At 37.6% G+C, this 23991-nt stretch carries 29 protein-coding genes; 22 read left to right on the top strand and 7 right to left on the bottom strand.

Features of this window, described 5'->3' with window-relative positions; all coding sequences use genetic code 11:
• Positions 1-21 precede the first annotated feature (21 nt).
• The gene (gene hemC / locus I7X29_RS11470) at positions 22-903 is read right to left on the bottom strand and encodes a hydroxymethylbilane synthase (protein ID WP_198474845.1); all 882 of its coding nucleotides are present in this window, start codon (positions 901-903) and stop codon (positions 22-24) included.
• A 290-nt stretch (positions 904-1193) separates the two neighbouring features.
• Here hemC and I7X29_RS11465 point away from each other — a divergent pair, with 290 nt between their 5' ends.
• The 22 genes from I7X29_RS11465 to I7X29_RS11360 all read left to right on the top strand — a co-directional run bounded on the left by I7X29_RS11465 (position 1194) and on the right by I7X29_RS11360 (position 19092).
• Positions 1194-2525, top strand: coding sequence for a TolC family protein (locus I7X29_RS11465; RefSeq protein ID WP_198474843.1), 1332 nt, complete (start codon positions 1194-1196; stop codon positions 2523-2525).
• Between the two features lie 77 nt (positions 2526-2602).
• Positions 2603-3832 (top strand): efflux RND transporter periplasmic adaptor subunit, encoded by a 1230-nt coding sequence (locus I7X29_RS11460; RefSeq protein WP_198474841.1) that lies wholly within the window; start codon positions 2603-2605, stop codon positions 3830-3832.
• Positions 3833-4579 carry an ABC transporter ATP-binding protein gene (locus I7X29_RS11455; protein WP_198474839.1) on the top strand — a complete coding sequence of 249 codons (747 nt, stop codon included), beginning with the start codon at positions 3833-3835 and terminating at the stop codon, positions 4577-4579.
• A gap of 116 nt (positions 4580-4695) precedes the next feature.
• The gene (locus tag I7X29_RS11450) at positions 4696-5220 is read left to right on the top strand and encodes a TetR/AcrR family transcriptional regulator (RefSeq protein WP_198474837.1); all 525 of its coding nucleotides are present in this window, start codon (positions 4696-4698) and stop codon (positions 5218-5220) included.
• A gap of 12 nt (positions 5221-5232) precedes the next feature.
• Positions 5233-6072: a CPBP family glutamic-type intramembrane protease gene (locus I7X29_RS11445; protein WP_198474836.1), complete on the top strand. Its 840-nt coding sequence runs from the start codon at positions 5233-5235 to the stop codon at positions 6070-6072.
• Positions 6073-6105: 33 nt separating this feature from the next.
• On the top strand, positions 6106-7089 hold the full coding sequence (locus I7X29_RS11440; RefSeq protein WP_198474834.1) for an alpha/beta hydrolase: 984 nt from the start codon (positions 6106-6108) through the stop codon (positions 7087-7089).
• A gap of 128 nt (positions 7090-7217) precedes the next feature.
• Entirely contained in the window at positions 7218-7922 is a 705-nt protein-coding gene (locus I7X29_RS11435) for a YARHG domain-containing protein (protein WP_198474832.1), read from the top strand.
• 42 nt (positions 7923-7964) lie between these two features.
• Positions 7965-8771: an SMI1/KNR4 family protein gene (locus I7X29_RS11430; protein ID WP_198474830.1), complete on the top strand. Its 807-nt coding sequence runs from the start codon at positions 7965-7967 to the stop codon at positions 8769-8771.
• Between the two features lie 107 nt (positions 8772-8878).
• Positions 8879-9304, top strand: a complete 426-nt coding sequence (locus tag I7X29_RS11425; protein ID WP_009746115.1) for a hypothetical protein — start codon at positions 8879-8881, stop codon at positions 9302-9304.
• Positions 9305-9464: 160 nt separating this feature from the next.
• Complete coding sequence (locus tag I7X29_RS11420; protein WP_198474828.1) at positions 9465-9890, top strand: hypothetical protein; 426 nt, start codon at positions 9465-9467, stop codon at positions 9888-9890.
• Between the two features lie 90 nt (positions 9891-9980).
• Complete coding sequence (locus tag I7X29_RS11415; protein WP_198474826.1) at positions 9981-10661, top strand: SH3 domain-containing protein; 681 nt, start codon at positions 9981-9983, stop codon at positions 10659-10661.
• A 26-nt stretch (positions 10662-10687) separates the two neighbouring features.
• Positions 10688-11569: a KilA-N domain-containing protein gene (locus tag I7X29_RS11410; protein WP_198474824.1), complete on the top strand. Its 882-nt coding sequence runs from the start codon at positions 10688-10690 to the stop codon at positions 11567-11569.
• A 24-nt stretch (positions 11570-11593) separates the two neighbouring features.
• Positions 11594-12289 carry a hypothetical protein gene (locus I7X29_RS11405; protein WP_002668422.1) on the top strand — a complete coding sequence of 232 codons (696 nt, stop codon included), beginning with the start codon at positions 11594-11596 and terminating at the stop codon, positions 12287-12289.
• 40 nt (positions 12290-12329) lie between these two features.
• A complete protein-coding gene (locus I7X29_RS11400; protein ID WP_198474823.1) occupies positions 12330-13220 on the top strand; it encodes a KilA-N domain-containing protein in 891 nt (296 codons plus the stop codon).
• Between the two features lie 24 nt (positions 13221-13244).
• Positions 13245-13943, top strand: coding sequence for an SH3 domain-containing protein (locus I7X29_RS11395; RefSeq protein ID WP_198474821.1), 699 nt, complete (start codon positions 13245-13247; stop codon positions 13941-13943).
• Positions 13944-13969: 26 nt separating this feature from the next.
• Positions 13970-14146: a KilA-N domain-containing protein gene (locus I7X29_RS11390; protein WP_198474819.1), complete on the top strand. Its 177-nt coding sequence runs from the start codon at positions 13970-13972 to the stop codon at positions 14144-14146.
• A gap of 76 nt (positions 14147-14222) precedes the next feature.
• On the top strand, positions 14223-14918 hold the full coding sequence (locus I7X29_RS11385) for an SH3 domain-containing protein (RefSeq protein ID WP_198474817.1): 696 nt from the start codon (positions 14223-14225) through the stop codon (positions 14916-14918).
• A gap of 156 nt (positions 14919-15074) precedes the next feature.
• Entirely contained in the window at positions 15075-15788 is a 714-nt protein-coding gene (locus I7X29_RS11380; protein ID WP_198474814.1) for an SH3 domain-containing protein, read from the top strand.
• 50 nt (positions 15789-15838) lie between these two features.
• Complete coding sequence (locus I7X29_RS11375; RefSeq protein ID WP_095899066.1) at positions 15839-17059, top strand: ABC transporter permease; 1221 nt, start codon at positions 15839-15841, stop codon at positions 17057-17059.
• Between the two features lie 37 nt (positions 17060-17096).
• On the top strand, positions 17097-17444 hold the full coding sequence (locus I7X29_RS11370) for a hypothetical protein (RefSeq protein ID WP_198474812.1): 348 nt from the start codon (positions 17097-17099) through the stop codon (positions 17442-17444).
• Between the two features lie 360 nt (positions 17445-17804).
• Complete coding sequence (locus I7X29_RS15685; protein WP_198474956.1) at positions 17805-18026, top strand: succinylglutamate-semialdehyde dehydrogenase; 222 nt, start codon at positions 17805-17807, stop codon at positions 18024-18026.
• A 70-nt stretch (positions 18027-18096) separates the two neighbouring features.
• On the top strand, positions 18097-19092 hold the full coding sequence (locus I7X29_RS11360) for a sensor histidine kinase (RefSeq protein WP_198474809.1): 996 nt from the start codon (positions 18097-18099) through the stop codon (positions 19090-19092).
• Between the two features lie 55 nt (positions 19093-19147).
• Here the strand turns inward: I7X29_RS11360 and I7X29_RS11355 are convergent, their stop codons facing one another.
• The 6 genes from I7X29_RS11355 to I7X29_RS11330 all read right to left on the bottom strand — a co-directional run bounded on the left by I7X29_RS11355 (position 19148) and on the right by I7X29_RS11330 (position 23715).
• Entirely contained in the window at positions 19148-19729 is a 582-nt protein-coding gene (locus I7X29_RS11355) for a hypothetical protein (RefSeq protein WP_198474807.1), read from the bottom strand.
• 2 nt (positions 19730-19731) lie between these two features.
• The gene (locus I7X29_RS11350; protein ID WP_198474802.1) at positions 19732-20355 is read right to left on the bottom strand and encodes a hypothetical protein; all 624 of its coding nucleotides are present in this window, start codon (positions 20353-20355) and stop codon (positions 19732-19734) included.
• A gap of 79 nt (positions 20356-20434) precedes the next feature.
• Complete coding sequence (locus tag I7X29_RS11345; protein WP_088594900.1) at positions 20435-20992, bottom strand: LemA family protein; 558 nt, start codon at positions 20990-20992, stop codon at positions 20435-20437.
• A 56-nt stretch (positions 20993-21048) separates the two neighbouring features.
• Positions 21049-22608 carry a DUF3137 domain-containing protein gene (locus tag I7X29_RS11340; protein WP_198474800.1) on the bottom strand — a complete coding sequence of 520 codons (1560 nt, stop codon included), beginning with the start codon at positions 22606-22608 and terminating at the stop codon, positions 21049-21051.
• A gap of 5 nt (positions 22609-22613) precedes the next feature.
• Positions 22614-23228 carry a hypothetical protein gene (locus I7X29_RS11335; RefSeq protein WP_198474798.1) on the bottom strand — a complete coding sequence of 205 codons (615 nt, stop codon included), beginning with the start codon at positions 23226-23228 and terminating at the stop codon, positions 22614-22616.
• A 19-nt stretch (positions 23229-23247) separates the two neighbouring features.
• Positions 23248-23715 carry a hypothetical protein gene (locus I7X29_RS11330; protein ID WP_198474796.1) on the bottom strand — a complete coding sequence of 156 codons (468 nt, stop codon included), beginning with the start codon at positions 23713-23715 and terminating at the stop codon, positions 23248-23250.
• Positions 23716-23991 lie beyond the last annotated feature (276 nt).

The raw sequence follows: 23991 nt of genomic DNA, 5'->3' as shown, positions 1-23991 counted from the left end.
AATAATTAATTTGTCGATTTGTCAATTTTCAAATTTGGATTTTACTTTTTCAGCAAGTTGTTCGCCTGTATATTCATCTATTTGAGTGAGCGTTTCTTCTATCACCGAAGCCTTTTTGCCATCTTCACTCCACAAACCGCCTTTGAAAAGCAATTTTCCTTTTCCGTCAAACTGAGCAAAAGCCCCGATAGGTGCTGTACAGCCACCTTCTAAAGCGCGGAGAAAAGCGCGTTCTAAGAGTGTTGCCACATAGGTTTCATCATCGTGAATGTGCAAGAGTATATTTTGTAATGGCATATTGTCTTCGTGCACAACTACCATTATAGCCCCTTGTGCAGGTGCAGGTAACATCCAATTGAGTAGCAAGTGATTTTCAGGTAGTTTATTAATGCGTTCCAAGCCTGCTGCTGCAAAGATAGCCCCATTCCAAGAATTATCGGAGAGTTTTTGCAAACGAGTATTCACATTGCCGCGCAAGTTTTCTATATTGTGATGTGGATAGCGGTACAACCATTGTGCTTTGCGTCGCAAACTGCTGGTAGCGATGGTTGCTATTTCGGCATCTAAAAACGAAAGATCACCTTTGTAGACCAACACATCGTGAGGGTTCCCGCGCTTGAGTACTGCTCCTACTACAATCCCGCTGGGTAAAGCGGTAGGCACATCCTTCATACTATGTACTGCTATATCTATCTCACCGTTGAGCAGGGCAATATCCAAGGCTTTTGTGAAGATACCTGTAACTCCCATTTCGTAGAGTGGTTTGCTGAGTTCTATATCGCCGTGAGACTTAGTACTAATTATTTCAGTGGAGTATCCTAAAACTTCTAATTGGTGTTGTACGGTTTTAGCTTGCCAAAGAGCCAAGTCACTATCACGCGTACCTATACGAATTGTTTTCATTACATATTTCTTTATCGGGGGCAAAGGTAGCAATAATTTGTCAATTAGCCAATTTGATAATTAGCAAATTACATAAGAGATTTTTTCAAGATAGAGAGATTTTTCCTTTTCGTCGATAAAATTAACCTTTTCGTCGATAAAGTTTGTTTTACCCTACCTTTACAAGCTACCTTTGCATCAGCTAAATGATAAAAAATGGTTATTAAATTGTAAAGAAGAGGGTGATAATTTTCATCGTACTATCCTAATATCTTTTTCACCTTCTTCTTTCATCTAAAAAACTAAAGACTATGAAAAGAATTTTATACATATCTCTCTTGCTATCCCCTTTATGGACTATAGCACAATCCAAACAATGGTCGCTAACTGATTGTATCAACTATGCGGTACAGCACAACATCTCTGTAAAGAAAACAGAACTCAACCAGCAAACGGCTGAAATCAACCTCAATCAGGCAAAGGATAACCGCTTGCCTACTGTGAGCGGGTCGGCATCAGCAAACCTCAACAACGGGTCGGCAATCAACCAAATTTCTAACGAACGGGTATCGCGCCGTACGTTCTCCAACAACTTTGGGATATCAGCCTCTGTGCCTCTCTATCAAGGGAATAAACAGAATCTACAAATAGACCGCAGCAAGCTGTTGCTTGAGCAGAACGAACTCTATGTGCAAGAAGCGAAGAACAACATCACCCTGAGTGTGCTGGAAGCCTACTTGCAAGCGCTTTACAGCTATGAAGGGATTGCAGTAGCCAAAAACACAGCGCTCTCCTCGGCTGAAGAACTCAAGCAAGCACAAACTAAGTTCGCCAATGGATCGATAGCTAAACTCAGTTTGGCAGAAATAGAAACGCGTCACGCCAACAATGAATACGCTATCATTCAGGCAGAGAATCAATATGCCAACCGTGTGCTAACGCTCAAACAACTGTTGGAGCTCCCCCCCAATAGCGATTTTGCTATTGCCCTCGACCTGCAAGAAGATGACTATGTAGCGATTATCCCTAACAAAGACGAGGTGTTTGCACAAGCTAAACAGGCGCTTCCTAACCTGAAAATCTATCAATCGCAACAAAAGATAGCGGAAAAAGACATCAAAATAGCCAAAGCAGGCGTGTTGCCCTCTGTTAGCTTGCAAGCAGGAGTAAATACCGGATATTCTAACCTCAATAGTTTGGGTTATGCTACTCAGTTAGACAGCAATTTTGGTCAGACGATAGGGGCATCGCTGAATATTCCTATCTTTTCGCAAAACAAAAACAAGAATAATGTGAAGTTAGCAAAGCTCACTCAGCAGCAGTCCGTTTTAGAAGAGCAACAAGCTGAAAAAGACCTTTATGCTAAGATAGAAACCGCTTGGCAGAATGCCACCACACACCAAGCACAACAGGCGGCTTCGCGTACGGCTCGTGATAATGCTAAATTAGCTTACGATTTGGCAGTGAAGAAACACGAGTTCGGCGGACTTACTAATACTGAACTTCTCGTGAGCCAAAACGCCTACCTCACTGCCGAACAAACGTATTTGCAAAACAAATATATGTCGGCACTCTATGTACAGTTGCTGAAGTTTTATATGGGAGTCCTCCCCCTAACCCCCTCCCAAGGAGGGGGAATGTAGAGACGGTCATCTTTCTGAAAAATAATCTATAGAATATTATCTAATGAATAACAACTAATAACTAACGACTAGATACAATGAAAAAACACATCAAAAAAATCATTATTATTGCGCTATTAGCGGTAGTGGCTTTTGGGGTATATCACTTCTTTATGAAAGAAAAACCTGCCCTTATTCTCCTACAAACCGATGAAGTTACGCAAGGTGATGTTACTACCGAAGTAACCGCTACAGGTAGTGTGCAACCAGTAGACGAGGTGGAAGTAGGTACCCAAGTATCGGGGTTGGTGAGCAAAATCTATGTGGATTACAACAGCCAAGTAAAGAAAGGACAGCTATTAGCAGAACTCGACAAGACCAATCTACAAGAGAACGTTATCAATGCGACGGCTAACTACAATTCAGCACTCAATGAGCTGAATTATTACCGTCAGAATTACGAGCGTCAGCAAAAAATGTACAATGCCCAAGTGATTAGCAAATCGGATTACGAGCAAGCATTGTATCAGTTTAACAATGCGAAGACCAATGTAGCACAACGCCTTACGACCCTCAATCAGGCGAAAACGAACTTAGGCTATGCTAATATCTATTCACCTATTGACGGGATTATCCTCAGCAAAGAGGTTGAAGAAGGGCAAACTGTAGCTGCCTCGATGAGTGCGCCTACGCTCTTTAAAATAGCTAAAGACATCAAGCGTATGCAGGTGGAGGTGAATGTAGATGAAGCCGATATAGGACAAGTGAAAGTGGGGCAACGCGTGAGTTTCACCGTGGATGCTTACCCTCAAGAAGAATTTGTGGGACGTGTTACCCAAGTGCGCTTATCGCCTACCACCTCATCAAACGTGGTAACTTATACGGTGATAGTAGAGGCTGAAAACCCGGATGAAAAGCTCAAACCAGGACTTACCGCGACCATTGCTATTTATACTAATGAACTGAAAGGCGTAACTATTGTCCCTGCCAAAGCTATCAACTTCACTCCTGATACCGATGTGTTACTACAATATTACGCTCAAAAAGGTATTACAGCTGAAGTTCCTAAAGTACAACACGGCAAGGGCAAACAAAAATACGTATGGGTAGTGAACACCGATGGTAGTCTTGCCCAAAAAGCCATAACCATAGGCAGTAATGATGGTATCAACGTACAAGTAGTGAGTGGACTCAACGTTGGTGAGAAAGTAGCCACTAACCTGCAAGGCGACCGCCCGCAAGTGGCTGGAGGCGACAGTAAGAACAGCGATAGCAGCAGTCCATTTATGCCAAAACGCCCTAATAGAAACAATTCAAAAGCTAAATAAATGAAAAAAGCCATTATAGATATACGCGATATGAAGCGCAACTTCCAGATGGGGAATGAGACGGTACACGCTCTCAAAGGCATTAACCTGACCATCAGAGAAGGCGAGTTCGTAACCATTATGGGACCCAGTGGGTCGGGTAAATCAACCTTATTGAACATATTAGGTTGTTTAGACCGTCCGTCGTCAGGCGATTACATTTTGGACGGCATCTCGGTGAAAGATATGAGCAAGAACGATTTAGCACATATACGCAACACGAAAATAGGTTTTATCTTTCAGTCGTATAACCTATTAGCCCGTACCTCAGCCATTGAGAATGTGGAACTCCCACTGATGTACAACCCTAAAGTATCAGCCAAAGAACGCCGTGAGCGCGCTATTGAAGCTCTCATCAGCGTAGGTTTGGAAAGCCGATTGAACCACTTACCCAGTGAACTATCGGGTGGACAACAGCAACGGGTAGCCATTGCGCGCTCCCTTGTAAACCACCCCGTAATCCTTCTCGCCGATGAGGCTACCGGTAACCTCGATACCAAAACTTCCTACGAAGTAATGGAGCTTTTTCAACGCCTGAACGACCAAGGTAGCACTATAGGCTTCGTAACCCACGAAGACGATATTGCCCAATTCAGCAAACGCACAGTTGTACTGAAAGACGGACATATCATCAGTGATAAAGAAGTAACCGATAGGCTAAACGCCAAAGAACAGTTGGCACAATTACGAAATACGAATGACGAATGACGGTGCAAGCCGTATAGGATAAATCTTTTTTGATTAAAAATTTGCAGGTTTGAAAATTTGTACTACTTTTGCAAAAAATAACAGATGTTATATTACAGATGTTATAACAAAGTTTTATGCCGAAATCAACAACAATAACCCAAGAAATAATTATAGAAACTGCTTTTGAGATGGTGCGAAAAGAGGGTTTCGCTGTGCTTTCTGCCCGAAATATTGCTAAGCAAATAGGTTGCTCCACTCAGCCCATCTATTGGTGCTATAAAAATATGGATGACCTTAAAGCCGAAATCTGCAAAAAGGCACTGCCCTTCCTGCAAAGTGTAGTACTCAGTTACTCAAAAACAGGCAATACTCTTTTGGATTTAGGACTTGGATACGTGCGGATGGCACACACCGAGCCCGCCCTATTCAAGGCTTTTTATATGGATAATGTTACCAATGTAAAACTTACTGACATTTTTCCTGAAAGTGAGCGAGTGGTTGAAATAATGAAAAATAGCAAGGAATGCAAAAATCTATCCGATGAAGAGCTGAAAAATGACATTGCTAAAGGTTGGATGTTGGCACACGGTATTGCCTCATTGGTCGCAGTGGGTATGCTTGTTTACGACGAAGATAAAATTTTAGAAATTTTAAAATAAACCTGCCTTAATATGAGAACCAATAAAAAAACACTACGGAATGTAATCCTATTTAGCTTGGTAGCCATCTCTTGCGGATGGATAGGCATTGGGGTAAACCAATTACTTGGTGAGCCTTCTAATTTAGAGTCTTTGGGATCAGGGATTTTTATTGTTACTCCTATTGTGTGTATGATTTTGCTCCACCTTTTCGGTGGCGATGGTTGGAAAGATTTCCCTTTAAAACCTCATTTCAAGCAAAACACTCGCTGGTATATCTTTGCTATTGCAGTCTATCCCGTGGTTGTTGGTATAACAGTGTTTGTTGGCAAGCTATTAGGTTGGGTAGATGTGAGCAAGTTCAGTGTTGCTACCTATCTCCCTGTTTTTGCTACTGCTTTCTTACCCATTTTTATCAAAAATATTTTAGAAGAGACGGCTTTTCGAGGTTATCTCACTGTAAAAATGGAACAACTCACCAAAAATGAATGGTTGATTTATTTAGTGGTGGCATTCGTCTGCCAAATATGGCACCTGCCATACAATCTCATATTCTTAGACGATGCTTATCAGGCAACCTTTTTCCCTTATAGCAAAGTGTTATTTGTTTTTGTGAGTTTTGTGGTTATTGCTGTTTGGACAATAATGTACACCGAAATTTTCTTTCTCTCGCGTTCACTTTTATTGGTAGTTTTGATGCACTCAATGAAAGACACTCTTAACCCTCTCATTTCAGAAGGATTTACTGTTATTTCACCCGATAAAACACTTTTAGTATCCCCTCTTTTTGGTCTTATTCCAACATTGATATACTTGGTTATAGGCTTGTATTTAAGAAGAATACGCAAAAGTAAAGAGTGTCTTCATTCATAATGAATAAATCGTATAAACTAAAATTTCAATAATATGAGTTCAAACACTGAAAACCCTGTAAATGTTGCTTCTTGGGATAAGATTTTCCCTAAAAGCGATAAAGTTGAACACAAAAAAGTGTCATTCAAAAACCGCTATGGTATCACCCTTATTGGCGACTTGTATTTCCCGAAAAACAGCGAAGATAAAAAACTTGCTGCCCTTGCTGTTTGCGGTGGTTTTGGAGCTGTAAAAGAACAGGCTTCGGGCTTTTACGCCCAAACAATGGCTGAAAGAGGCTTTGTAACTTTAGCTTTCGACCCTTCCTATACGGGAGAAAGTGGTGGAGAACCTCGCAATGTAGCATCGCCCGATATCAATACCGAAGACTTTTCGGCAGCGGTAGACTGCTTAGGAATTCAACCCTTTGTCGATAGAGAAAAAATAGGAATTATAGGTATTTGTGGTTGGGGTGGTTTTGCACTGAATGCTACGGCTATCGATACACGTATTAAGGCAGTGGCAACGATGGTAATGTACGATATGTCACGTGTTTTTAGCAAAGGTTATTTTGATGCCAATACACCCGAAATGCGTTTGGAAATGAAGCGTTCACTCAATGCTATCCGTTGGAAAGATGCCGAGGCAGGAACCCCTACTCCAGGTTACCCTATGCCCGATACCCCATCGGATAAAGTACCTGAATTCTTGAATGATTATATTGAGTTTTACAAAACGCCACGAGGGTTTCACGAGCGTTCAGTTTCTAATCACGTTTGGACAGCTACTACGCTGCTTTCATTTATGAATTTTCCACTACTGTCGTATGCCAACGAAATTGAGGTACCAACCCTTATGATTGCGGGAGAAAAAGCCCATTCTCGCTATATGAGCGAAGATGCCTATAAGTTGGTCGGAAGTAAGAAAAAAGAACTGCTAATTATCCCTAATGCCCGCCATACTGATTTTTACGACAATCAAGCTGGAGTAATTCCGTTTGATAAATTGGAGGCGTTTTTTAGTGAGCATCTTCAATAAAATGTATAAAAAACAAGTCTCAAGCTAATGTCTTTGATATATAGCCTTCAACTCATTTCTCGCAACTCATCTTTAAAACTTTAGCTAAGTTGAAAAAAATCAGTATATTTGCGAAAAATTACTTTACAATGAAACACTTATACTTCTTATCAATAGCGTTGTTCTCACTAAACGCTACAGCACAGCTAAAAGATTGCGCCACTTGTGCCACCCAAGTGATTAAGGAACAACAAATCAGCAAATTGAGCATAGATGAATTGCGCTTCCTCACCAACGACCTCTACGCTCGCAAAGGCTATAAGTTTAAAGACTATGAAATAAGCAATTACTTTAATGAAAAACCGTGGTATAAGCCTATGAGTGACAATAGTAAGGTGAAACTCAACGCAGTGGAAGAACAAAATGTAAAGCTATTTCAAGAACGCACAGCAATACTAAAAGCTGATAGAGAAAAACTCATAGAAGCATTGCGAAGTTTAAAAGCAGAAGTACAGAGAGGAAATAGTCCTATTCCAAAAGGCAACTATAATGAACATTTTAGTAAAACCATTGCTAAAATAGATATAGATGATATTCATTGGATTAAAAATCAGGGGTATTACAGTGTAAAGGTTGATAATTTTAAGGGGAGTAACAAATATTCTATATCTATAAAAGGCAATGAGGTAGAGATTGTGTGGTTTGAAGATGGCTATTCTGAAAAAGTATCTGAAGATAAAATCAAAGAAGTATACGATATTGGTGAATACGAAGTTATAGAAAGTGCTACTTATTGGAGATTCAAATGGAAAAATCAAAAATTGGTATTTATAGAGTCTGTAATAGCAGGATAAAGAGAAAAAACTGCAAACACTATTCGCACAATTCAGCATAGTATGAATATAGAAGAAATCAAAAAGAAAATACAAATCATCTTAGAACTTCCTCAGCTAAAACCATTTGGCGGTATATATATGAACCCCGTATTGGAAGAAGCCAAGGTAGCCAAAATAGAGGCAGAAAATCATATCACTCTCCCTGCAGATTATCGCACTTTTATTACCCAAATCGCCAATGGCTGTGTGGGTCCCGATTACGGATTGCGTTTCCTTAAAGAAGCAACGGAAGATTTGATGTGGAGAGACCGGACTATAGACCTCTCTACGCCTTTCCCTTACACCGAGCGTTGGAATGAAGAGGAATGGCTTAATAGTATCGATTGGGACGGAGGTGAACGCCCTACCCAAGAGCAACTGGAAGCCTATATGGATACAAAGCACATCAGTGGTTGCTTGCAAATATGCCATATAGGGCACGGTGCTTCTTATCTTTTGGTGGTGAATGGTAAAGAAAAAGGAACTATATGGCTTGATAGCCGTCAGGATTATGGCGGACTGTCGCCTGAATTTAATGAAAAAGGAAAAAAACTCACCTTTGAGATGTGGTATACCGACTGGCTGAATAAGGTAGTAGCCCCTGAAAAAGTGTGGTTTGAGAAATCACTTCAATTTATCAAAAAGGCTTTTCCAAAAATAGAGGAAACAGATTTTAGACTGATGATTTATGTGCTTCACAAGCATTATTCTGGTATGAACTTAGCAACTCTCATCGCTCAACTTTATGGACTGAACCCAATAGACATCTATTTTGAAATAGGAAAGTTTATCCAAAGAGAAAAGTACGATGAACAAACTATTCAGTAGTATGAAGCCCAATTGTGAGAAAGTGGTTTTTATGATTGGGCAGCAGAGGAGGAGTAGAAAAGTAAAAATTGCATCCTAATTCAGGTTTATTACAATACATTTGAGAAATGATTAAGACAGACAAGATAACAGAGGCAAATATAATTCTTAAAAGATTCCTTTGGCTTGATATTTATATGGTAGATTTTAACGAAGAGGAAATAATACTATTTGGCACTATGGATGTTTCTTTGGGCAAACAAGTAGAAATCATATTGAAAAAAATCTGTTATATAGATATGCCTATTATGTGGGAATTAGAGGTAACCTCAGAAAATCCAATAGTATTTATATCTCAAGACGAAATGAATGAGAACTATAAAAACAGATTCCTTGACAATCATAATGGGGTTGGAAACTTATTTATTTTTTCTGCCGAAGGAGTTAATAAAGAAATTAAATATCATATAGTAGCAGACAGTTTTGAATTACATCTTTTAAGTTATGACAGTTATTTTCCTTGGAAAATAAATAATGATATTGTACCAATTTAAAAAGTGCGAACACTGTTCGCACAATTCAGAATTGCAAAACTAAGATTTGGAAATTAGTGATTTCTAAATTGTAAAACACAGATAATTAATGTAAAATTACTTTAGGTAACATTTATAACAAATAAAATATAACTCAATAAATTTTTAAAATGGTAGTTTTATGGAATTTACAGGAGCGTTTTACCCCTTTTATTCGGACAAACCAATAGAGATAGTTGTACAAAAAATGTTGGATTTTGCTAAAAATATAGGGTATCAATGGGAATATTTCAATCAAGAAGAATATGACCACAGAGGTTATTTCTTTTGGAAGAATAAAAAGATGCTTATTCTACACGACGAGAAAGGTTATAACACTCTTATCAATGGAGAAGGTTGTTTTTGTTTGGAACTAAAGGAAACTAATCTAAACTGTGGGGCAAAATACTTTGAGTTTGAGCAGAAGCCTTATGATAGTTTTTACAATGATTTTTATTGTATTTTTTCAAAGGTATATTATTACTACTTAGTGCTTCCAGAAGCTATTGATGAAAATGATTTTTCTTTGAAAGTTTTTAATACTTTACGGGAGATTTTAAAAAGTTAGTGATATGAATTTAATAGACCTTATTACCGACAACCACAATACTCCTTTGTGGTGTAGATTTTTGTATTGTAGAGAATAATTAGAAATTTTATGAAACACTTACTTATTTTATTCTTCCTCCTTACGACCAACACCTTTGCACAAGGTCCTTTTGGAGATTATGCCGTAGTAAAAGACAAAGACGGCTATGTAAACATTCGCGCTAAAGAAAGCGTAAAAAGCAAAATTGTAGGTACGCTACCTGCTAATACCCTTGTGAATGTTTATTTTTGGAATTGGATTGCTGTAGATAAAGGCTATATACATAAAAGTCGCCTAAAGAAGGTACAAGACTTCCCATCTATTGGCAAGGCTAAAGAGCAGGGTAATAGCCTTACTATTGCAGGAAAAGGTATTAGCATAACCTTTACCAAACAGCCATTTGACAAAACCAAACATAAGATTACCAAGAAAAGGCACAAAGAGTATAATGAGCTTATCATTGACGGAAAGAAAATATATGGACTAGATAATGATGAGTTCTTGCCTGAAGACCATTACAAGAGTATCACGGTCACGATCAATGGCAAAGACGTGCCTATTCCTAAAAGTGCCTATGATGATTTGTATGAGATAGGGCTTTATACGGATAATAATTTTGCGTATTATGATAAGGAAGATGATATCCTCTATATCATTGCCCATAATGGTAGTGGCGCTTTTTCTTACGAAGTATGCTGGCAAATAGTAAAAGGCGAGTACAAAACCCGAATCATCGGAGAACCACTTTAATGATGTAACTAAAAATTACCAAATATATGACACCAACAAATAATAAACTTAAAGTACAAAATGTTGAAATAAATATCAGAGTGATTAATGAAGCTGATTATATAAGTTTAACTGATATGACTATAAATCAGGAAGAGGGAAGTCGTTTGATAGAGAAATGGCTTACCAATAAGAATACGATTGAGTATTTAGGTGTTTGGGAGGAGTTAAGCAATCCTAATTTTAATTCCCCCGAATTCGGGGGAATTAAAAATGAAGCAGGGGTTAATCGCTTCTATATGTCGGTTAAACGATGGATTGAGAGGACTAATGCTATAGGTATTGTTTCAAAGGCTGGAAAATATGGAGGTACTTATGCACATAAAGATATTGCTTTTCATTTTGCTATGTGGATTAGCCCTATTTTTCAGCTATACATAGTAAAAGAATATCAACGTCTAAAAGAGTTAGAGAGCAATCAGTACAATTTGGAATGGAATGTGAAAAGGATTTTAAGCAAGGCTAACTATCATATCCATACCGATGCTGTTAAAAACTATATACTTCCTACTCTTTCTGACCTAAAAGAAGCCTTTGTATATGCCGATGAAGCCGATTTGCTAAATCTCGCTATGTTTGGCTGTACGGCTAAACAATGGAAAGCAGCTAATCCTGAAAGAGCATTAAAAGGCGAAAATATAAGGGACATCGCCAGTATTAATGAATTAGCTATACTCAGCAATATAGAGAGTCTTAATGCTTCTCTGATTAAAAACAATGTTGTTAAAGAAGAACGTTTTAAAATTTTAGTAGAAACCATTAAAGAACAACGTGCTGTTTTAGACAAAGTAGATTATCTGAAATCTATTAAAAAACTTTCAAACGATACTTATATAAGTATGGAAAGCAATAAACAACTTAACAAATAGCTCATTATCAATTATCTATTAAATATGAAACACTTACTTATTTTATTTTTCCTCCTTACGACCAATGCCTTTGCGCAAACTCCTCTTGGAGATTATGCCGTAGTAAAAGATAAAGACGGCTATGTAAACATTCGTGCTAAAGAAAACGTAAAAAGCAAAATTGTAGGCACTTTGCCTAACAATACACTTGTGTATGGTTTCTTTGATAAAGAATTTAACCCTACTAACTGGATTGAAGTTGATAAAGGGTATGTGCATCAAAGTCGCTTGAAAAAAATATTTGACTTTCGTGCTATAGAAGGAAAAGTGCAAGGCAATAGTCTCGTCTTTGATGATAAGGACGTAAAAGTAACCATTACCAAACAGAAGTTCGACAAAACCAAGCACAAGATTACTAAGAAAGGCCAGGGAAGTTATGAACAATTAATCATTGATGGTAAAGAAATAATATATGGAGAATCCGGTTCACTAACTCAAGACCATTACAAAAGTATTACTGTAACTATGAAAGGTAAGAACGTACCTATCCCTAAAAGTGCTTATGATGATTTGCATGGAATTTTATATGACAGATATTTAAACAGATTTATATATTACGATGAGGAAGCTGAAGCACTTTATATTTATGCAGTTAATGGCGAAGCTGGTTTAGCTTACCAAGTGTGCTGGCAAATAGTAAAAGGCGAGTACATAACCCGTATCATCGGAGAACAACTATAGGACAACCACTTTAATGATGTAACTAAAAATTACCAAATATATGACACCAACAAATAATAAACTTAAAGTACAAGATGTTGAAATATCTTTAGCTACAATAGACAATCAGGACTATATTTCATTAACAGATATGGCTAAAAGTAAAAATGATGAAGCAAGAGCTGCTGATATAATAAAAAACTGGATAAGAAATAGAAGTACATTAGAATTTTTAGGTACTTGGGAAATACTTTATAACCCTAATTTTAAAGTGGTCGAATTCGACCACTTTAAAAAAGAAGCAGGATTGCCAACATTTACTATTAGCGTTTCAAATTGGGTAGAGAGTACAAATGCTATTGGAATTTTATCACGAAAAGGAAAATACGGAGGAACTTATGCCCATAAAGATATTGCTTTTGAATTTGGAGCAGCTATAAGTCCTGTTTTTAAACTATATCTGATAAAAGAATATCAACGTCTCAAAGAGTTAGAGAGCAATCAATACAATTTGGAATGGAATGTGAAAAGGATTTTAAGCAAGGCTAACTATCATATCCATACAGATGCTGTTAAAAACTATATACTTCCTACTCTTTCTGACCTAAAAGATGCCTTTGTATATGCCGATGAAGCCGATTTGCTAAATCTCGCTATGTTTGGCTGTACGGCTAAACAATGGAAAACAGCTAATCCTGAAAGAGCATTAAAGGGTGAAAATATAAGGGACATCGCCAGTATTAATGAATTAGCTATACTCAGCAATATAGAGAGTCTTAATGCTTCTCTGATTAAACACAATATTACCAAAGAAGAACGTTTTAAAATTTTAGTAGAAACCATCAAAGAACAACGTGCTGTTTTAGACAAAGTAGATTATCTGAAATCTATTAAAAAACTTTCAAACGATACTTATATAAGTATGGAAAGCAATAAACAACTTAACAAATAGCTCATTATCAATTATCTATTAAATATGAAACACTTACTTATTTTATTCTTTCTCCTTACGACCAACGCCTTTGCGCAAGGTCCTTTTGGAGATTATGCCGTAGTAAAGGACAAAGACGGTTATGTAAACATTCGCGCCAAAGAAAACGTAAAAAGCAAAATTGTAGGTACATTGCCTAACAACACACTTGTATATGAATTTCTTGATGAGGAATTTAATCCTTCTAATTGGGTACATATAGATAGTGGTTATGTACATAAAAGTCGCCTAAAGATGATAAGCGAATTTCCTTCTATTGGCAAAGGTAAAGAGCAAGGCAATAGTATCACCATTGCTGGTAAAGGCATTAGCGTAACCCTTACCAAACAGCCATTTGATAAAACTAAACACAAGATTACCAAGAAAAAACACAAAGAGTATAGTGAATATATCATTGATGGAAAGAAAATATATGGACGAGATAATGATGAGTTCCTACCTAAAGACCATTACAAGAGTATTACTGTAACTATCAACGGCAAAAACGTACCTATCCCTAAAAGTGCCTATGATGATTTGTATGAGATTGGCATTTGGGACACTAACAATTTTGCGTATTATGATAAGGAAGATGATGTACTTTATATCATTGCACACAATGGCGATGGGTATCTTGCTTACGAAGTGTGCTGGCAAATAGTAAAAGGAGAGTATAAAACCCGTATTATAGGACTACCACTTTAATGATGTAACTAAAAATTACCAAATATATGACACCAACAAATAATAAACTTAAAGTACAAGATGTTGAAATATCTTTAGCTACAATAGACAATCAGGACTATATTTCATTAACAGATATGGCTAAAAGTAAAAATGATGAAGCAAGAGCTGCTGATATAATAAAAAACTGGATAAGAAATAGAAGTACATCTGAAATCTATTAAAAAACTTTCAAACGATACTTATATAAGTATAGAAAGCAACAAATAACTTGATAAAAAAACTCATTATCAATTGAATATGAAACACTTACTTATTTTATTCTTCCTCCTCACGACCAACGCCTTTGCCCAAGGTCCTTTTGGAGATTATGCCGTAGTAAAAGATAAAGACGGCTATGTAAACATTCGCGCCAAAGAAAATGTAAAAAGCAAAATTGTAGGTACGCTACCTGCTAATACCCTTATGAATGTTTATTTTTGGGAAGATGAACCTACTCCTCCTAATTGGATTGCTGTAGATAAAGGCTATGTACATAAAAGTCGCCTAAAGAAGGTACAAGACTTTCCATCTATTGGCAGGGCTAAAGAGCAGGGTAATAGTATCACCATTACTGGTAAAGGCATCAGCGTAACCCTTATCAAACAGCCATTTGATAAAACCAAGCACAAGATTACTAAGAAAGACCTGGGAGGTTATGATCAATTAATCATTGATGGTAAAGAAATATATGGAGGAGACGATTCACTACCTCAAGACCATTACAAGAATATTACTGTAACTATCAATGGCAAAAACGTACCTATCCCTAAAAGTGCTTATGATGATTTGTATGAGATAGGGCTTTATACGGATAATAATTTTGCTTATTATGATAAGGAAGACGATATCCTTTATATCATTGCATACAATGGTGATGGTGCCAATGCTTATAAAGTGTGTTGGCAAATAGTAAAAGGTGAGTATAAAACCCGTATAGTGGGAGAACCACTTTAAAAAAGAAGTAGGATTGCCAACATTTACTATTAGCATTTTAAATTGGGTAGAGAGTACATCTGAAATCTATTAAAAAACTTTCAAACGATACTTATATAAGTATAGAAAGTAACAAATAACTTGATAAAAAAACTCATTATAAATTATCTATTGAATATGAAACACTTACTTATTTTATTCTTCGTCCTTACGACCAACGCCTTTGCACAAGGTCCTTTTGGAGATTATGCGGTAGTAAAAGACAAAGACGGCTATGTAAACATTCGCGCTAAAGAAAACGTAAAAAGCAAAATTGTAGGCACTTTGCCTAACAACACGCTTGTATATACTTTATTTGATACTACAGATGATGAAACTGGTGAAGAGATATTTTTTAATTGGATTGCTGTAGATAAAGGCTATGTGCATAAAAGTCGCCTGAAGAAGATATACGAATTTCCTTCTATTGGCAAAGGTAAAAAGAAAGAAACTGAGAATAGTATCACCATTGCTGAAAAGGGCATTAGCGTTACTCTTACTAGACAGCTATTTGATAAAACTAAACACAAGATTACTAAGAAAGACCAGGGAGGTTATGAGGAGTTAATCATTGATGGTAAGAGAGCTCAAGGTGCGGACTTTATACCTGAAAACCACTACAAGAGTATCATTGTAACTATCAACGGCAAAAACGTATCTATCCCTAAAAGTGCCTATGATGATTTGTACGAAGTATGGGTATATCCGTATAATAATACGGTATATTATGATAAGGAAGACGATATCCTTTATATCATTGCACACAATGGTGATGGTGCCTATGTTTACGAAGTGTGTTGGCAAATAGTAAAAGGCGAGTATAAAACCCGTATCATCGGAGAACCTTTCTAGTCTCACAGAATTTGCCAATCTGCTAATTTTCTAATTTGCTAATTAACACTATGAATATACAAAATCTTTTTAAAATAGCGTGGCGCGCCCTTTTGCTTAACAAAACAAGGGCTATGCTTACAATGCTAGGCATCATCATTGGGGTGGGCTCAGTGATAACAATGCTTGCCATTGGCGAGGGCTCTAAAAAGAGCATCAAGGAGAATATCTCTAAAATGGGTACTAATATGCTCAATATCCGTCCAGGGGCAGGTATGATGGGCGGCGTGCGTATGAGTATGAGCGATATGCAATCACTCAAAATGACGGATTACGAAGCCCTTAAAAAAGAAGGTACTCTACTAAAATATGTGTCGCCCGTAGTGAGTGGCAACGGACAAAGTATAGCAGGGGGCAACAACTGGCCTACCTCTATCTACGGAGTGAATACCGAATATTTGCCCATACGCGAATGGAGTGTGGCTGAGGGGAGTATGTTTGGTGAAGATGAGATTACCAATTTTGCCAAAGTAGCCGTTATAGGGCAAACAGTGGCTAAGAACCTCTTCACTAATGGCGAAAACCCTATTGGGCAAACCATACGCTTTAAGAATATCCCTTTTAAAGTGATCGGCGTACTTACCAAAAAAGGTGAGAGCAACTTTGGTCAAGACCAAGACGATGTGATTATCGCTCCTTATACTACAGTACAAAAGCGTATTTTGGCGCAAACGTTCTTGCAGAGTATTGTGGCTTCTGTAATAGATGAAAGTCAGTCGGAGAATGCAGTAAACCAAGTAAAGAAGATTTTGGAGCGCACGCATAATCTTTCGGCTACACAAGAGAATGATTTCAATGTGTTTTCGCAACAAGAACTCATCAGTACATTTAGCTCTACCAGCGAGATGCTCACTATTTTATTGGTAGCTATTGCCAGCATTTCGCTCATCGTGGGCGGTATAGGCATTATGAACATTATGTACGTATCAGTAAAAGAGCGCACTAAGGAAATAGGTTTGCGTATGGCTATTGGGGCTAAGGGTAAGGATATTTTGGCGCAGTTCCTCATCGAGTCGGTGCTTATTAGCATTACTGGGGGGGTATTAGGGGTAATTATTGGCTTATTAGCTACTGTAGGCGTATCGCTGTTCATAGGCTGGCCAGTGAGTATCACCTTGTATTCTATCGTAATATCCTTCTTAGTATGTACCATTACAGGGGTGTTCTTCGGTTGGTATCCTGCCCGCAAAGCAGCCGAGTTAGAACCTATTAGCGCCCTCAGATACGAATAGTGCGAGCCGCATAGGCAATTAGAAATAATAAAAACAGATGAAAATAAGTTTACAAAATAGACAATTTAGGCTTTGGAAGTATTCCATTAGTCATTCTATGTTGTTAATAAGAAGCTGTAAGAACGCGTTTTTTTCTAATAACATAGACCTTTATTTCGCTGATGTAAAACTTATAAAATTTCATCAGTTTTTTCGAGCAGAGGCACTTACTTCGTATATAGCTGATGAGGATATGGATATTTTAGAAGAGTGTAACAAAGCGAATATTCCTTTTAATGAAGACCAAATCTTTGTTTTCAGAGGAGAACAGCAAAAATGTTATATTATTGCTTCTATTTTTCAAATGGAAGAAAACACAAATGAATTTATGGAAGTAGCGTTTTGATATGGAAAAACAAGTACATTTTATTCCTTTCAATATAGAGGATAAATACCCTTTTCGGTTGGAGTTTATTGAAAAGACAGTTTTCAAAAATACCTATCAGAACACAATAATATTATCCTCAATCTAAATGAAATTAATGGATTATAAGAATTTTGAAATTATACAATGAAACAATGTATTTGTAACCAGTTAACAGATATTGTAGAGGGGGAATCAATCAAAAACTTTCAAGGTAAAATAGCTTATAAAGAGATAGCTTTTTATCCTACACAATGGGTTACCCTTTATAGATGTGAATGTTGCCATACATTTTGGAAAGAAGCCTATAGAGCAACAGGACACAGTGAAGTACCATTTCTGATGAAAATAACTTTACCTCCTTGTGCTACAACAGAGGACTTGCGAAAAAGTATGGTTGTTATTAGAGAAATATTAGATAGCAAAGCTATCAGTATTAATGAGGAACACTGTCAAGCCATAGCTTTAGAAGTTATGGGTATCTCTTATGCCAAAGGAGGAGACTATTCCCCTGAAATTATCAAGAGTTTTGCCAAAAGTTATTTAAAAATAGTAGGAATATGAAATTGCAAGCAACCCTATACATTCCTGAAGATGAGGAAGATTCTTACCTCTTATCTCTTACCTAAATTAAATGAAATTTTTAACACACATAGCGTCTTGGGTAGTGGTTTGCATTTTGCCTGCCCTTATTTTTATCTCCGAAGGCAACCAACGCTTTGAGGAGGCGCTTTATCGTTCGCTTATATCATTGCCCTTTTTGATGTTTTTGTTTTACATCAGTTTCTATTGGCTTATTGATAAACTGTGGTTTAAAAAACGATATATACTTTTTATATTGGTGGCAGTGGCACTCATTTTATGTATTTCATACAGCAAATATGAGCTGTTTTTGTACTTTGAACTTCTTAAGGGGAAACACAAAATGCCTCCTTTCCACGCTTTTGTCTATTTTGATTTCCTATCGAACCTCTTGCCGGTAGTCTTTGCAATGGCAATACGTTATGCACAGCGCAACTTTTCTTTAGAAATCGCTCAAAAAGAAGTAAAAGCTCAGAAGCTACAAGCCGACCTTACTCAATTGAGATACCAACTTCAACCGCATTTCTTTTTCAATGCGCTCAACAATATCTATTCGCTTATTGCTTTTGACCCTCAAAAGGCACAACAGAGTGTACACAGCCTTAGCAAACTGATGCGTCACTTTATGCAAAACAGCGACCAAAAGCAAATTAGCCTTGCTGAGGAAGTGGATTTCTTGCAACAGTACATCAGCTTAATGCAATTGCGCCTGACTGATAAAACTACGGTACGGGTAGATTTTCCGAAGCAACTACCCCCATTCACCATAGCGCCTTTGCTGTTCATCAGCTTGGTAGAAAACGCTTTTAAACACGGCGTATCGGCAACTGAGGCAACAGAATTGTCGTTCAGTTTGAGAGTGGAAGAGAATAAGGTACTATTTAGAAGTGAGAACACGATTATCCCTACGAATGAAAGTTTGTATAATTCAGGGATTGGCATTGATAATTTGAAGAAACGACTCAGATTGCTTTACCCCGAAAAACACCAGTACACCGTTGAAGAAAGAGATGGGAAATACATCGCTCAATTAACAATTGACAATTAACAAAAAAGCGACTCAGCGTGAAGGTGAGTCGCTTTTTTATGAGCTTTTTTAGATACTAAATTGTCAAACCTTTAGTGGCTCTTACATTTTCGCCTTTAGCATCGGCTTTAAATTCAAAACTGAGATGCCCTTTATCACCTTTGCGTTCTCCGTAGTAGGAAGTAGCGGGGTGTATAGCATCTATTACAAAAGAAACTTCTACTGTACCATCTTCTTGAACTTCATAATTCAACTTATCCATACGGAAAGTATTGAACTTATTATCTTTTTCAAGAATAAGGCTTTCAGCTTTCTTTATCAAATTAGGCACTATTGATAAATTGACCTCGCTCAAACTAATAGTGCGACCTTGCTTAGAAGACAAGCCTGTTTCACTTTCATTTACTTGGTCGTTATAGGTAACATAATTTGCATAGAAGTCTTTTTCACCTTTATTGAACCTCACTGTGATGATATCTATCACACCTCGGTTAGTTCCAAACGAAACTTCTGTAATATTATTGTACTTAGCAAAGTTTTTTTGCAAAAGTTCTTGAGTTACTTTTAGTCCTTCGGGGCTGTTGAGGTTCGCTCCTTTATCGCCTGGCATACAAGCCACGAGTGTAAAAGCAAATAGTAAAGTGAATATCTTTTTCATAGTTAATCAGTTACTAAATCCCACTCACCATTTTCACCGCGGAAAATTCTCACTTCGTAGTAGTTAGTGATACGTTCTCTTCCTCGGCGATAAGAACTTTCACCTTTTTTAGTCATATCAATTTTGAAGACGGTTTTAAGTTTGCCGTTTTCTTTTTTCATAGAGATTTCGTTTATGTTGAAATCTTCATACTCAGCAGTTTCTTCTAAACCACTAAAAAATTTGAGAGCGTCTTGTGCTTCGGATAGAAGTTTATCGAAAGGAATTTCGGATACTTTGAAACGCTCTTTATCCTTGTCTAAGCCTGCATTAGCTCTAATACTTGCTGTTTGGTCGGCTTCAGGGTCTCCCAATTTAGAAGTGCTGTTGTAAGTTTGTTTCATATCTTTTTGAACAGCTGGATCGTAGTAGCTGGTTGCCACTTCATCGAATTTGCTATTCAAAGCTTCTTTAGTTTTGAGTTCTACCCAATTGAACTCTTTGTCGCCAAAAGGATCTTTGGTGAGTATCTCTTTGGCTTTGTCTATTCCTTCTTTACTGATGAGGTCATCTCCAAAAAGGGAACCTCCACAAGAGGTCATTACTAAGGCAGCGATAGTGCCTACTAAAATACTAAGTTTTTTCATTGTATTACAATTTTTATTTGTTACTAATAATGGGCAAAAATAGTAATTATTTGTAAATAAACAAAACTATTCGCTATTTTTAATTAGAAAATAATCCAGCAACATCCACATTTTGTCGTTGGGCTTCGGTGGCGTATTGCCATTCGTATTTTTTGAAGCCAAAGAGGGAAGCTATTACATTGGAAGGGAATACTACAATGCGGTCGTTGTAATCAGTAATGGAAGCACTGAGGTAACGACGCCCCGCTGCCAATTGCTCTTCGCAATCACTGAGAGCGTGTTGCAGTTGCACAAACTGACTATTGGCTCTGAGTTCGGGATAGGCTTCTGCTTGTAGCATAATATTCCTGATAGTTGTGCTCGCTTCATCGGGTTGCAAATAAGGATTCTCGGCAAGTGTGGGTTGCACTGGGCGGCGCAACTCGGTGATTTGCCTGAGAGTGTCTTGCTCATAAGCCATATACTCTTTGGTAGTGGCGATGAGGTTGGGTATCAAATCGGAACGCTGTATAAACAAAGCGTCTAATGACGAAATGGCATTCTCTATCTGGTTGCGGCGTTTAGACAAACTGTTGAACGCTGCAATCACAAAAATTAATAGGAGTACTCCTACTGCGATTAAAATATAGGTTATCATAGGGCAGTCAGGTTTTAGGGGCCAGGGGTTAGTATAAAGCTTTTATTTCCTATTCACTATCCCCTATTTTCTATTGTATCAAGCATTTGCAATTGTTCTATAAGTTCGCGGTATACACTTTCTACCATAGCGAGGTCTATCTTTTGGAAGAGCATCGCGGTAGGCGAATTATCGGTGCGCATTAGGGCGTTGCCTTCGTTGGTAGCAATCACAATATTGTACTTATTAATAGCGATATACACTTGTCCTTTGTGACGTTCGTTCAGTTTTTTAAGGCGTTGCATAAAGGCTGGAGTAAGCACATAACGCGCTGTAATCTGGTCGTCGCAATACACTTCAAACTGTTTTTGAAACTCGGGGTCTTCTAAGCGTATTTTTTCTCCACCACGGTTGAGGTAAGTAGCTATTTCATTGTCTTTAAGGTCACTAAAGAAACCTTTTACGGGGTGGATTACAATAGGGTGTTCAAACTTTTTGGGAGAACGTGCTACAAAGTAATTCCCGTAGAAAACTACATCATCACCTTCTTTTTCGTTGCGAAAATTAGGACGGAATGTAACACTGAGATTGCTCGATTGGAAAGGCATTCCGTTGTAATGCCCTACAATTTGGTCACCTCCTTTAAGGGTATAACGTTCCGCTTTGAACAACAACGAATCTAAAAATTCGGCTATACCTATGTGTGCATTTTCGTAATAAGCAAACTGCGGACTGATATAATTCACTAATTTGCCAAAGATTTTCTTTTTCACTTGGGTATAATCACCGGCGCCAGAGAGTTGGTTTTGAGCGTATCGCTTGGAGAGCATACCCCACACATAACTCCCTACGGTGATGATACCTATTACGATAAAGATATTCACAGGATTGCTAAAACTCAATCTACCTGAAGCGACTAAGAAACCTATCAAACCTATTACTCCAAAGGCAAAGACGAATTGCACATAAGTCATTTTTTTGGTAGTGGTACGCCCTTTTTCCATAGCAGCGAGTTCAGCACCAAATTCGTTTTCGGCAAAAGTGCGGAACTCTTCAACAGGTTTGAGCACAATCGTTTCTTGAGGAGCTGTTGCTTGTGAAGAAGTTGTTTCATCGCTGTAAAGCTCCTGCATTACAGTGTTGTAAGTAGCTAAATTTTGCGGCTGGTTGAGCACGCGTTTTAGCTCGGGGGCTGCATATTTAGCAATAGGCAACTCAAAGTTTTGCGTTCCTATAGACACATATAAATAGGTAATAGGGTCTAACTGATACTTCACTTTTCCTAAAGGTACGGTAGTGAGGTAAGACTCTAATTCGCGATTGATGCGCACCTCCTGACCTTGTTGCAAAAGAGTGAAAAATTCATCTACTTTTTTAGCGCGGGTAAAGATAGTGCGGGTGCGCATTATAGGGTAGTAGAGTGAGAGCAAAATAGCAACGGGAAGGATATACTTGATATGAGGTGGAATGCTGTCACTGCTGCTAAGTGCCTTGCTGATAAAAGGCAAAGCAAAAACAGCGAGTAGAGTTATTACAATCACCACCAATGCAATTACGAGAATAAGGTTGCGAAGTGCGATTTTCTTTTCGCGTTCACATTCCTTTAGTACGAGTTCTTGGGCTTCTGTTAAATTCATTTTTATTAGTTTTCAGACACTTCAAACTTACCACCTTCTTCAGTTTTTAGAAGATGGACTCTGTAGTAATAACTTTCTGATTCCCCCTTTTTGTTCATATCAATATAGATGGTATTTACTATATGATTGGGAAATTTGCTTCTTCTTTGTTTATCAATGATGATTTCGGAAACAGTAAAGTTATGAAAATCAGCAAAATCTTTGTTTTCTGCTAGAAATTTCTTTGCTTCTTGTATTTCAGTACCAATGCGAGCATAAGGTATATCCGCTGCTTTGAAAATGAACTCATCATCTCTGTCTTTTGGACGAGCTTGAGGTTCACCCACCGCTACCCCTTGGGCATCTACATGTTGAGAGAAAAATTGTTTGTCACCTGGGTTAAAATAACCAACTGAAATATCCTTAAACACATCGTTCATAGGACCTTCACTCCCAAAATGTACTCTAGTAAACTCTTTATCGGCTAAAGGACTTTTCTCTAAAGCCGTTTTCAATGCACCGATAATATCTTTATCGGAAAAAGTTATTTTCTTATCCTCTTTTTTAGAGCTGCTATTACCACCACAAGCGGCAATCAAAAGGGCTATTACTGTCCCTACTACGAATACGATTTTTTTCATACGATATTTATATTTAAAATTAATTGTTTTTCTTCCACAAGGCTGAAATACCTACGTTTTGGTCTTTTTGTTGTACAGGGTATTTGCTGTTGATAGCGTCGAGGATATCGGTATCAAAATCTTGGTTGCTACCGTATATGGTTCTGATAATCCATTGCCCTATCCAGCCTCCTTGAGAGTAAAGCATTTTGAGCCAACCTTTCATAGTACTGCGGTCAAAACCGAGGTAAGTATCCTCACGGCTCATATCGTCGGTCATCGGAGCATATTTGGTGGTGATGAGCGTACGGTGATAAGCGTTTTTGGCTACAAAAATGCGATCTTCAGCATTACCAGTTCCAAAAAATTGAGCGGCTGCACTACCTTTTTTGAGAAATTTTACCTCATACTTGTTACCGAGCTTTTCTTTTAATAGCTCAAATAAGTCTTCTAAAGATACTTTTCCTTCGAGAAAAGTAATGGTGATGTTCTTGTCTAAGAGTCCCATAGATGTTACTTTTTTAATTTTTTGTTATTTGTTTATAAATTTCACGCGGCAAAGTTAAGAATTTACCCCCCCCATTTGTTAAAATAAAGTTAAATTTTTGTTAAACTTTTATTTCAAGGTTTATAGATAAAGGTTAGCTCCAAAATCTATAAAGGAAGAGGAGGTTTCTCTTGAGGCAAAAGTATGGGATATATAGTTACAAAAAGAAGAATTTCAATATTCGCGGAAGTTGGGTAAATAAGTGCGGAAGAAGTTCGGCAATTTGCCGATTCGTTA

The sequence above is a fragment of the Capnocytophaga periodontitidis genome (assembly GCF_016126015.1).
In the GTDB taxonomy this organism is placed as follows: Bacteria; Bacteroidota; Bacteroidia; order Flavobacteriales; family Flavobacteriaceae; genus Capnocytophaga; species Capnocytophaga periodontitidis.
The sequence above is the reverse complement of the archived record's forward strand: the minus strand, read 5'-3'. Positions and strand labels throughout refer to the sequence as shown.

Coding starts and splice junctions, on each gene's coding strand:
- hemC (WP_198474845.1), bottom strand. CDS start 903: ATGAAAACAATTCGTATAGGTACGCGTGATAGTGACTTGGCTCTTTGG.
- I7X29_RS11465 (WP_198474843.1), top strand. CDS start 1,194: ATGAAAAGAATTTTATACATATCTCTCTTGCTATCCCCTTTATGGACT.
- I7X29_RS11460 (WP_198474841.1), top strand. CDS start 2,603: ATGAAAAAACACATCAAAAAAATCATTATTATTGCGCTATTAGCGGTA.
- I7X29_RS11455 (WP_198474839.1), top strand. CDS start 3,833: ATGAAAAAAGCCATTATAGATATACGCGATATGAAGCGCAACTTCCAG.
- I7X29_RS11450 (WP_198474837.1), top strand. CDS start 4,696: ATGCCGAAATCAACAACAATAACCCAAGAAATAATTATAGAAACTGCT.
- I7X29_RS11445 (WP_198474836.1), top strand. CDS start 5,233: ATGAGAACCAATAAAAAAACACTACGGAATGTAATCCTATTTAGCTTG.
- I7X29_RS11440 (WP_198474834.1), top strand. CDS start 6,106: ATGAGTTCAAACACTGAAAACCCTGTAAATGTTGCTTCTTGGGATAAG.
- I7X29_RS11435 (WP_198474832.1), top strand. CDS start 7,218: ATGAAACACTTATACTTCTTATCAATAGCGTTGTTCTCACTAAACGCT.
- I7X29_RS11430 (WP_198474830.1), top strand. CDS start 7,965: ATGAATATAGAAGAAATCAAAAAGAAAATACAAATCATCTTAGAACTT.
- I7X29_RS11425 (WP_009746115.1), top strand. CDS start 8,879: ATGATTAAGACAGACAAGATAACAGAGGCAAATATAATTCTTAAAAGA.
- I7X29_RS11420 (WP_198474828.1), top strand. CDS start 9,465: ATGGAATTTACAGGAGCGTTTTACCCCTTTTATTCGGACAAACCAATA.
- I7X29_RS11415 (WP_198474826.1), top strand. CDS start 9,981: ATGAAACACTTACTTATTTTATTCTTCCTCCTTACGACCAACACCTTT.
- I7X29_RS11410 (WP_198474824.1), top strand. CDS start 10,688: ATGACACCAACAAATAATAAACTTAAAGTACAAAATGTTGAAATAAAT.
- I7X29_RS11405 (WP_002668422.1), top strand. CDS start 11,594: ATGAAACACTTACTTATTTTATTTTTCCTCCTTACGACCAATGCCTTT.
- I7X29_RS11400 (WP_198474823.1), top strand. CDS start 12,330: ATGACACCAACAAATAATAAACTTAAAGTACAAGATGTTGAAATATCT.
- I7X29_RS11395 (WP_198474821.1), top strand. CDS start 13,245: ATGAAACACTTACTTATTTTATTCTTTCTCCTTACGACCAACGCCTTT.
- I7X29_RS11390 (WP_198474819.1), top strand. CDS start 13,970: ATGACACCAACAAATAATAAACTTAAAGTACAAGATGTTGAAATATCT.
- I7X29_RS11385 (WP_198474817.1), top strand. CDS start 14,223: ATGAAACACTTACTTATTTTATTCTTCCTCCTCACGACCAACGCCTTT.
- I7X29_RS11380 (WP_198474814.1), top strand. CDS start 15,075: ATGAAACACTTACTTATTTTATTCTTCGTCCTTACGACCAACGCCTTT.
- I7X29_RS11375 (WP_095899066.1), top strand. CDS start 15,839: ATGAATATACAAAATCTTTTTAAAATAGCGTGGCGCGCCCTTTTGCTT.
- I7X29_RS11370 (WP_198474812.1), top strand. CDS start 17,097: ATGAAAATAAGTTTACAAAATAGACAATTTAGGCTTTGGAAGTATTCC.
- I7X29_RS15685 (WP_198474956.1), top strand. CDS start 17,805: ATGAAAATAACTTTACCTCCTTGTGCTACAACAGAGGACTTGCGAAAA.
- I7X29_RS11360 (WP_198474809.1), top strand. CDS start 18,097: ATGAAATTTTTAACACACATAGCGTCTTGGGTAGTGGTTTGCATTTTG.
- I7X29_RS11355 (WP_198474807.1), bottom strand. CDS start 19,729: ATGAAAAAGATATTCACTTTACTATTTGCTTTTACACTCGTGGCTTGT.
- I7X29_RS11350 (WP_198474802.1), bottom strand. CDS start 20,355: ATGAAAAAACTTAGTATTTTAGTAGGCACTATCGCTGCCTTAGTAATG.
- I7X29_RS11345 (WP_088594900.1), bottom strand. CDS start 20,992: ATGATAACCTATATTTTAATCGCAGTAGGAGTACTCCTATTAATTTTT.
- I7X29_RS11340 (WP_198474800.1), bottom strand. CDS start 22,608: ATGAATTTAACAGAAGCCCAAGAACTCGTACTAAAGGAATGTGAACGC.
- I7X29_RS11335 (WP_198474798.1), bottom strand. CDS start 23,228: ATGAAAAAAATCGTATTCGTAGTAGGGACAGTAATAGCCCTTTTGATT.
- I7X29_RS11330 (WP_198474796.1), bottom strand. CDS start 23,715: ATGGGACTCTTAGACAAGAACATCACCATTACTTTTCTCGAAGGAAAA.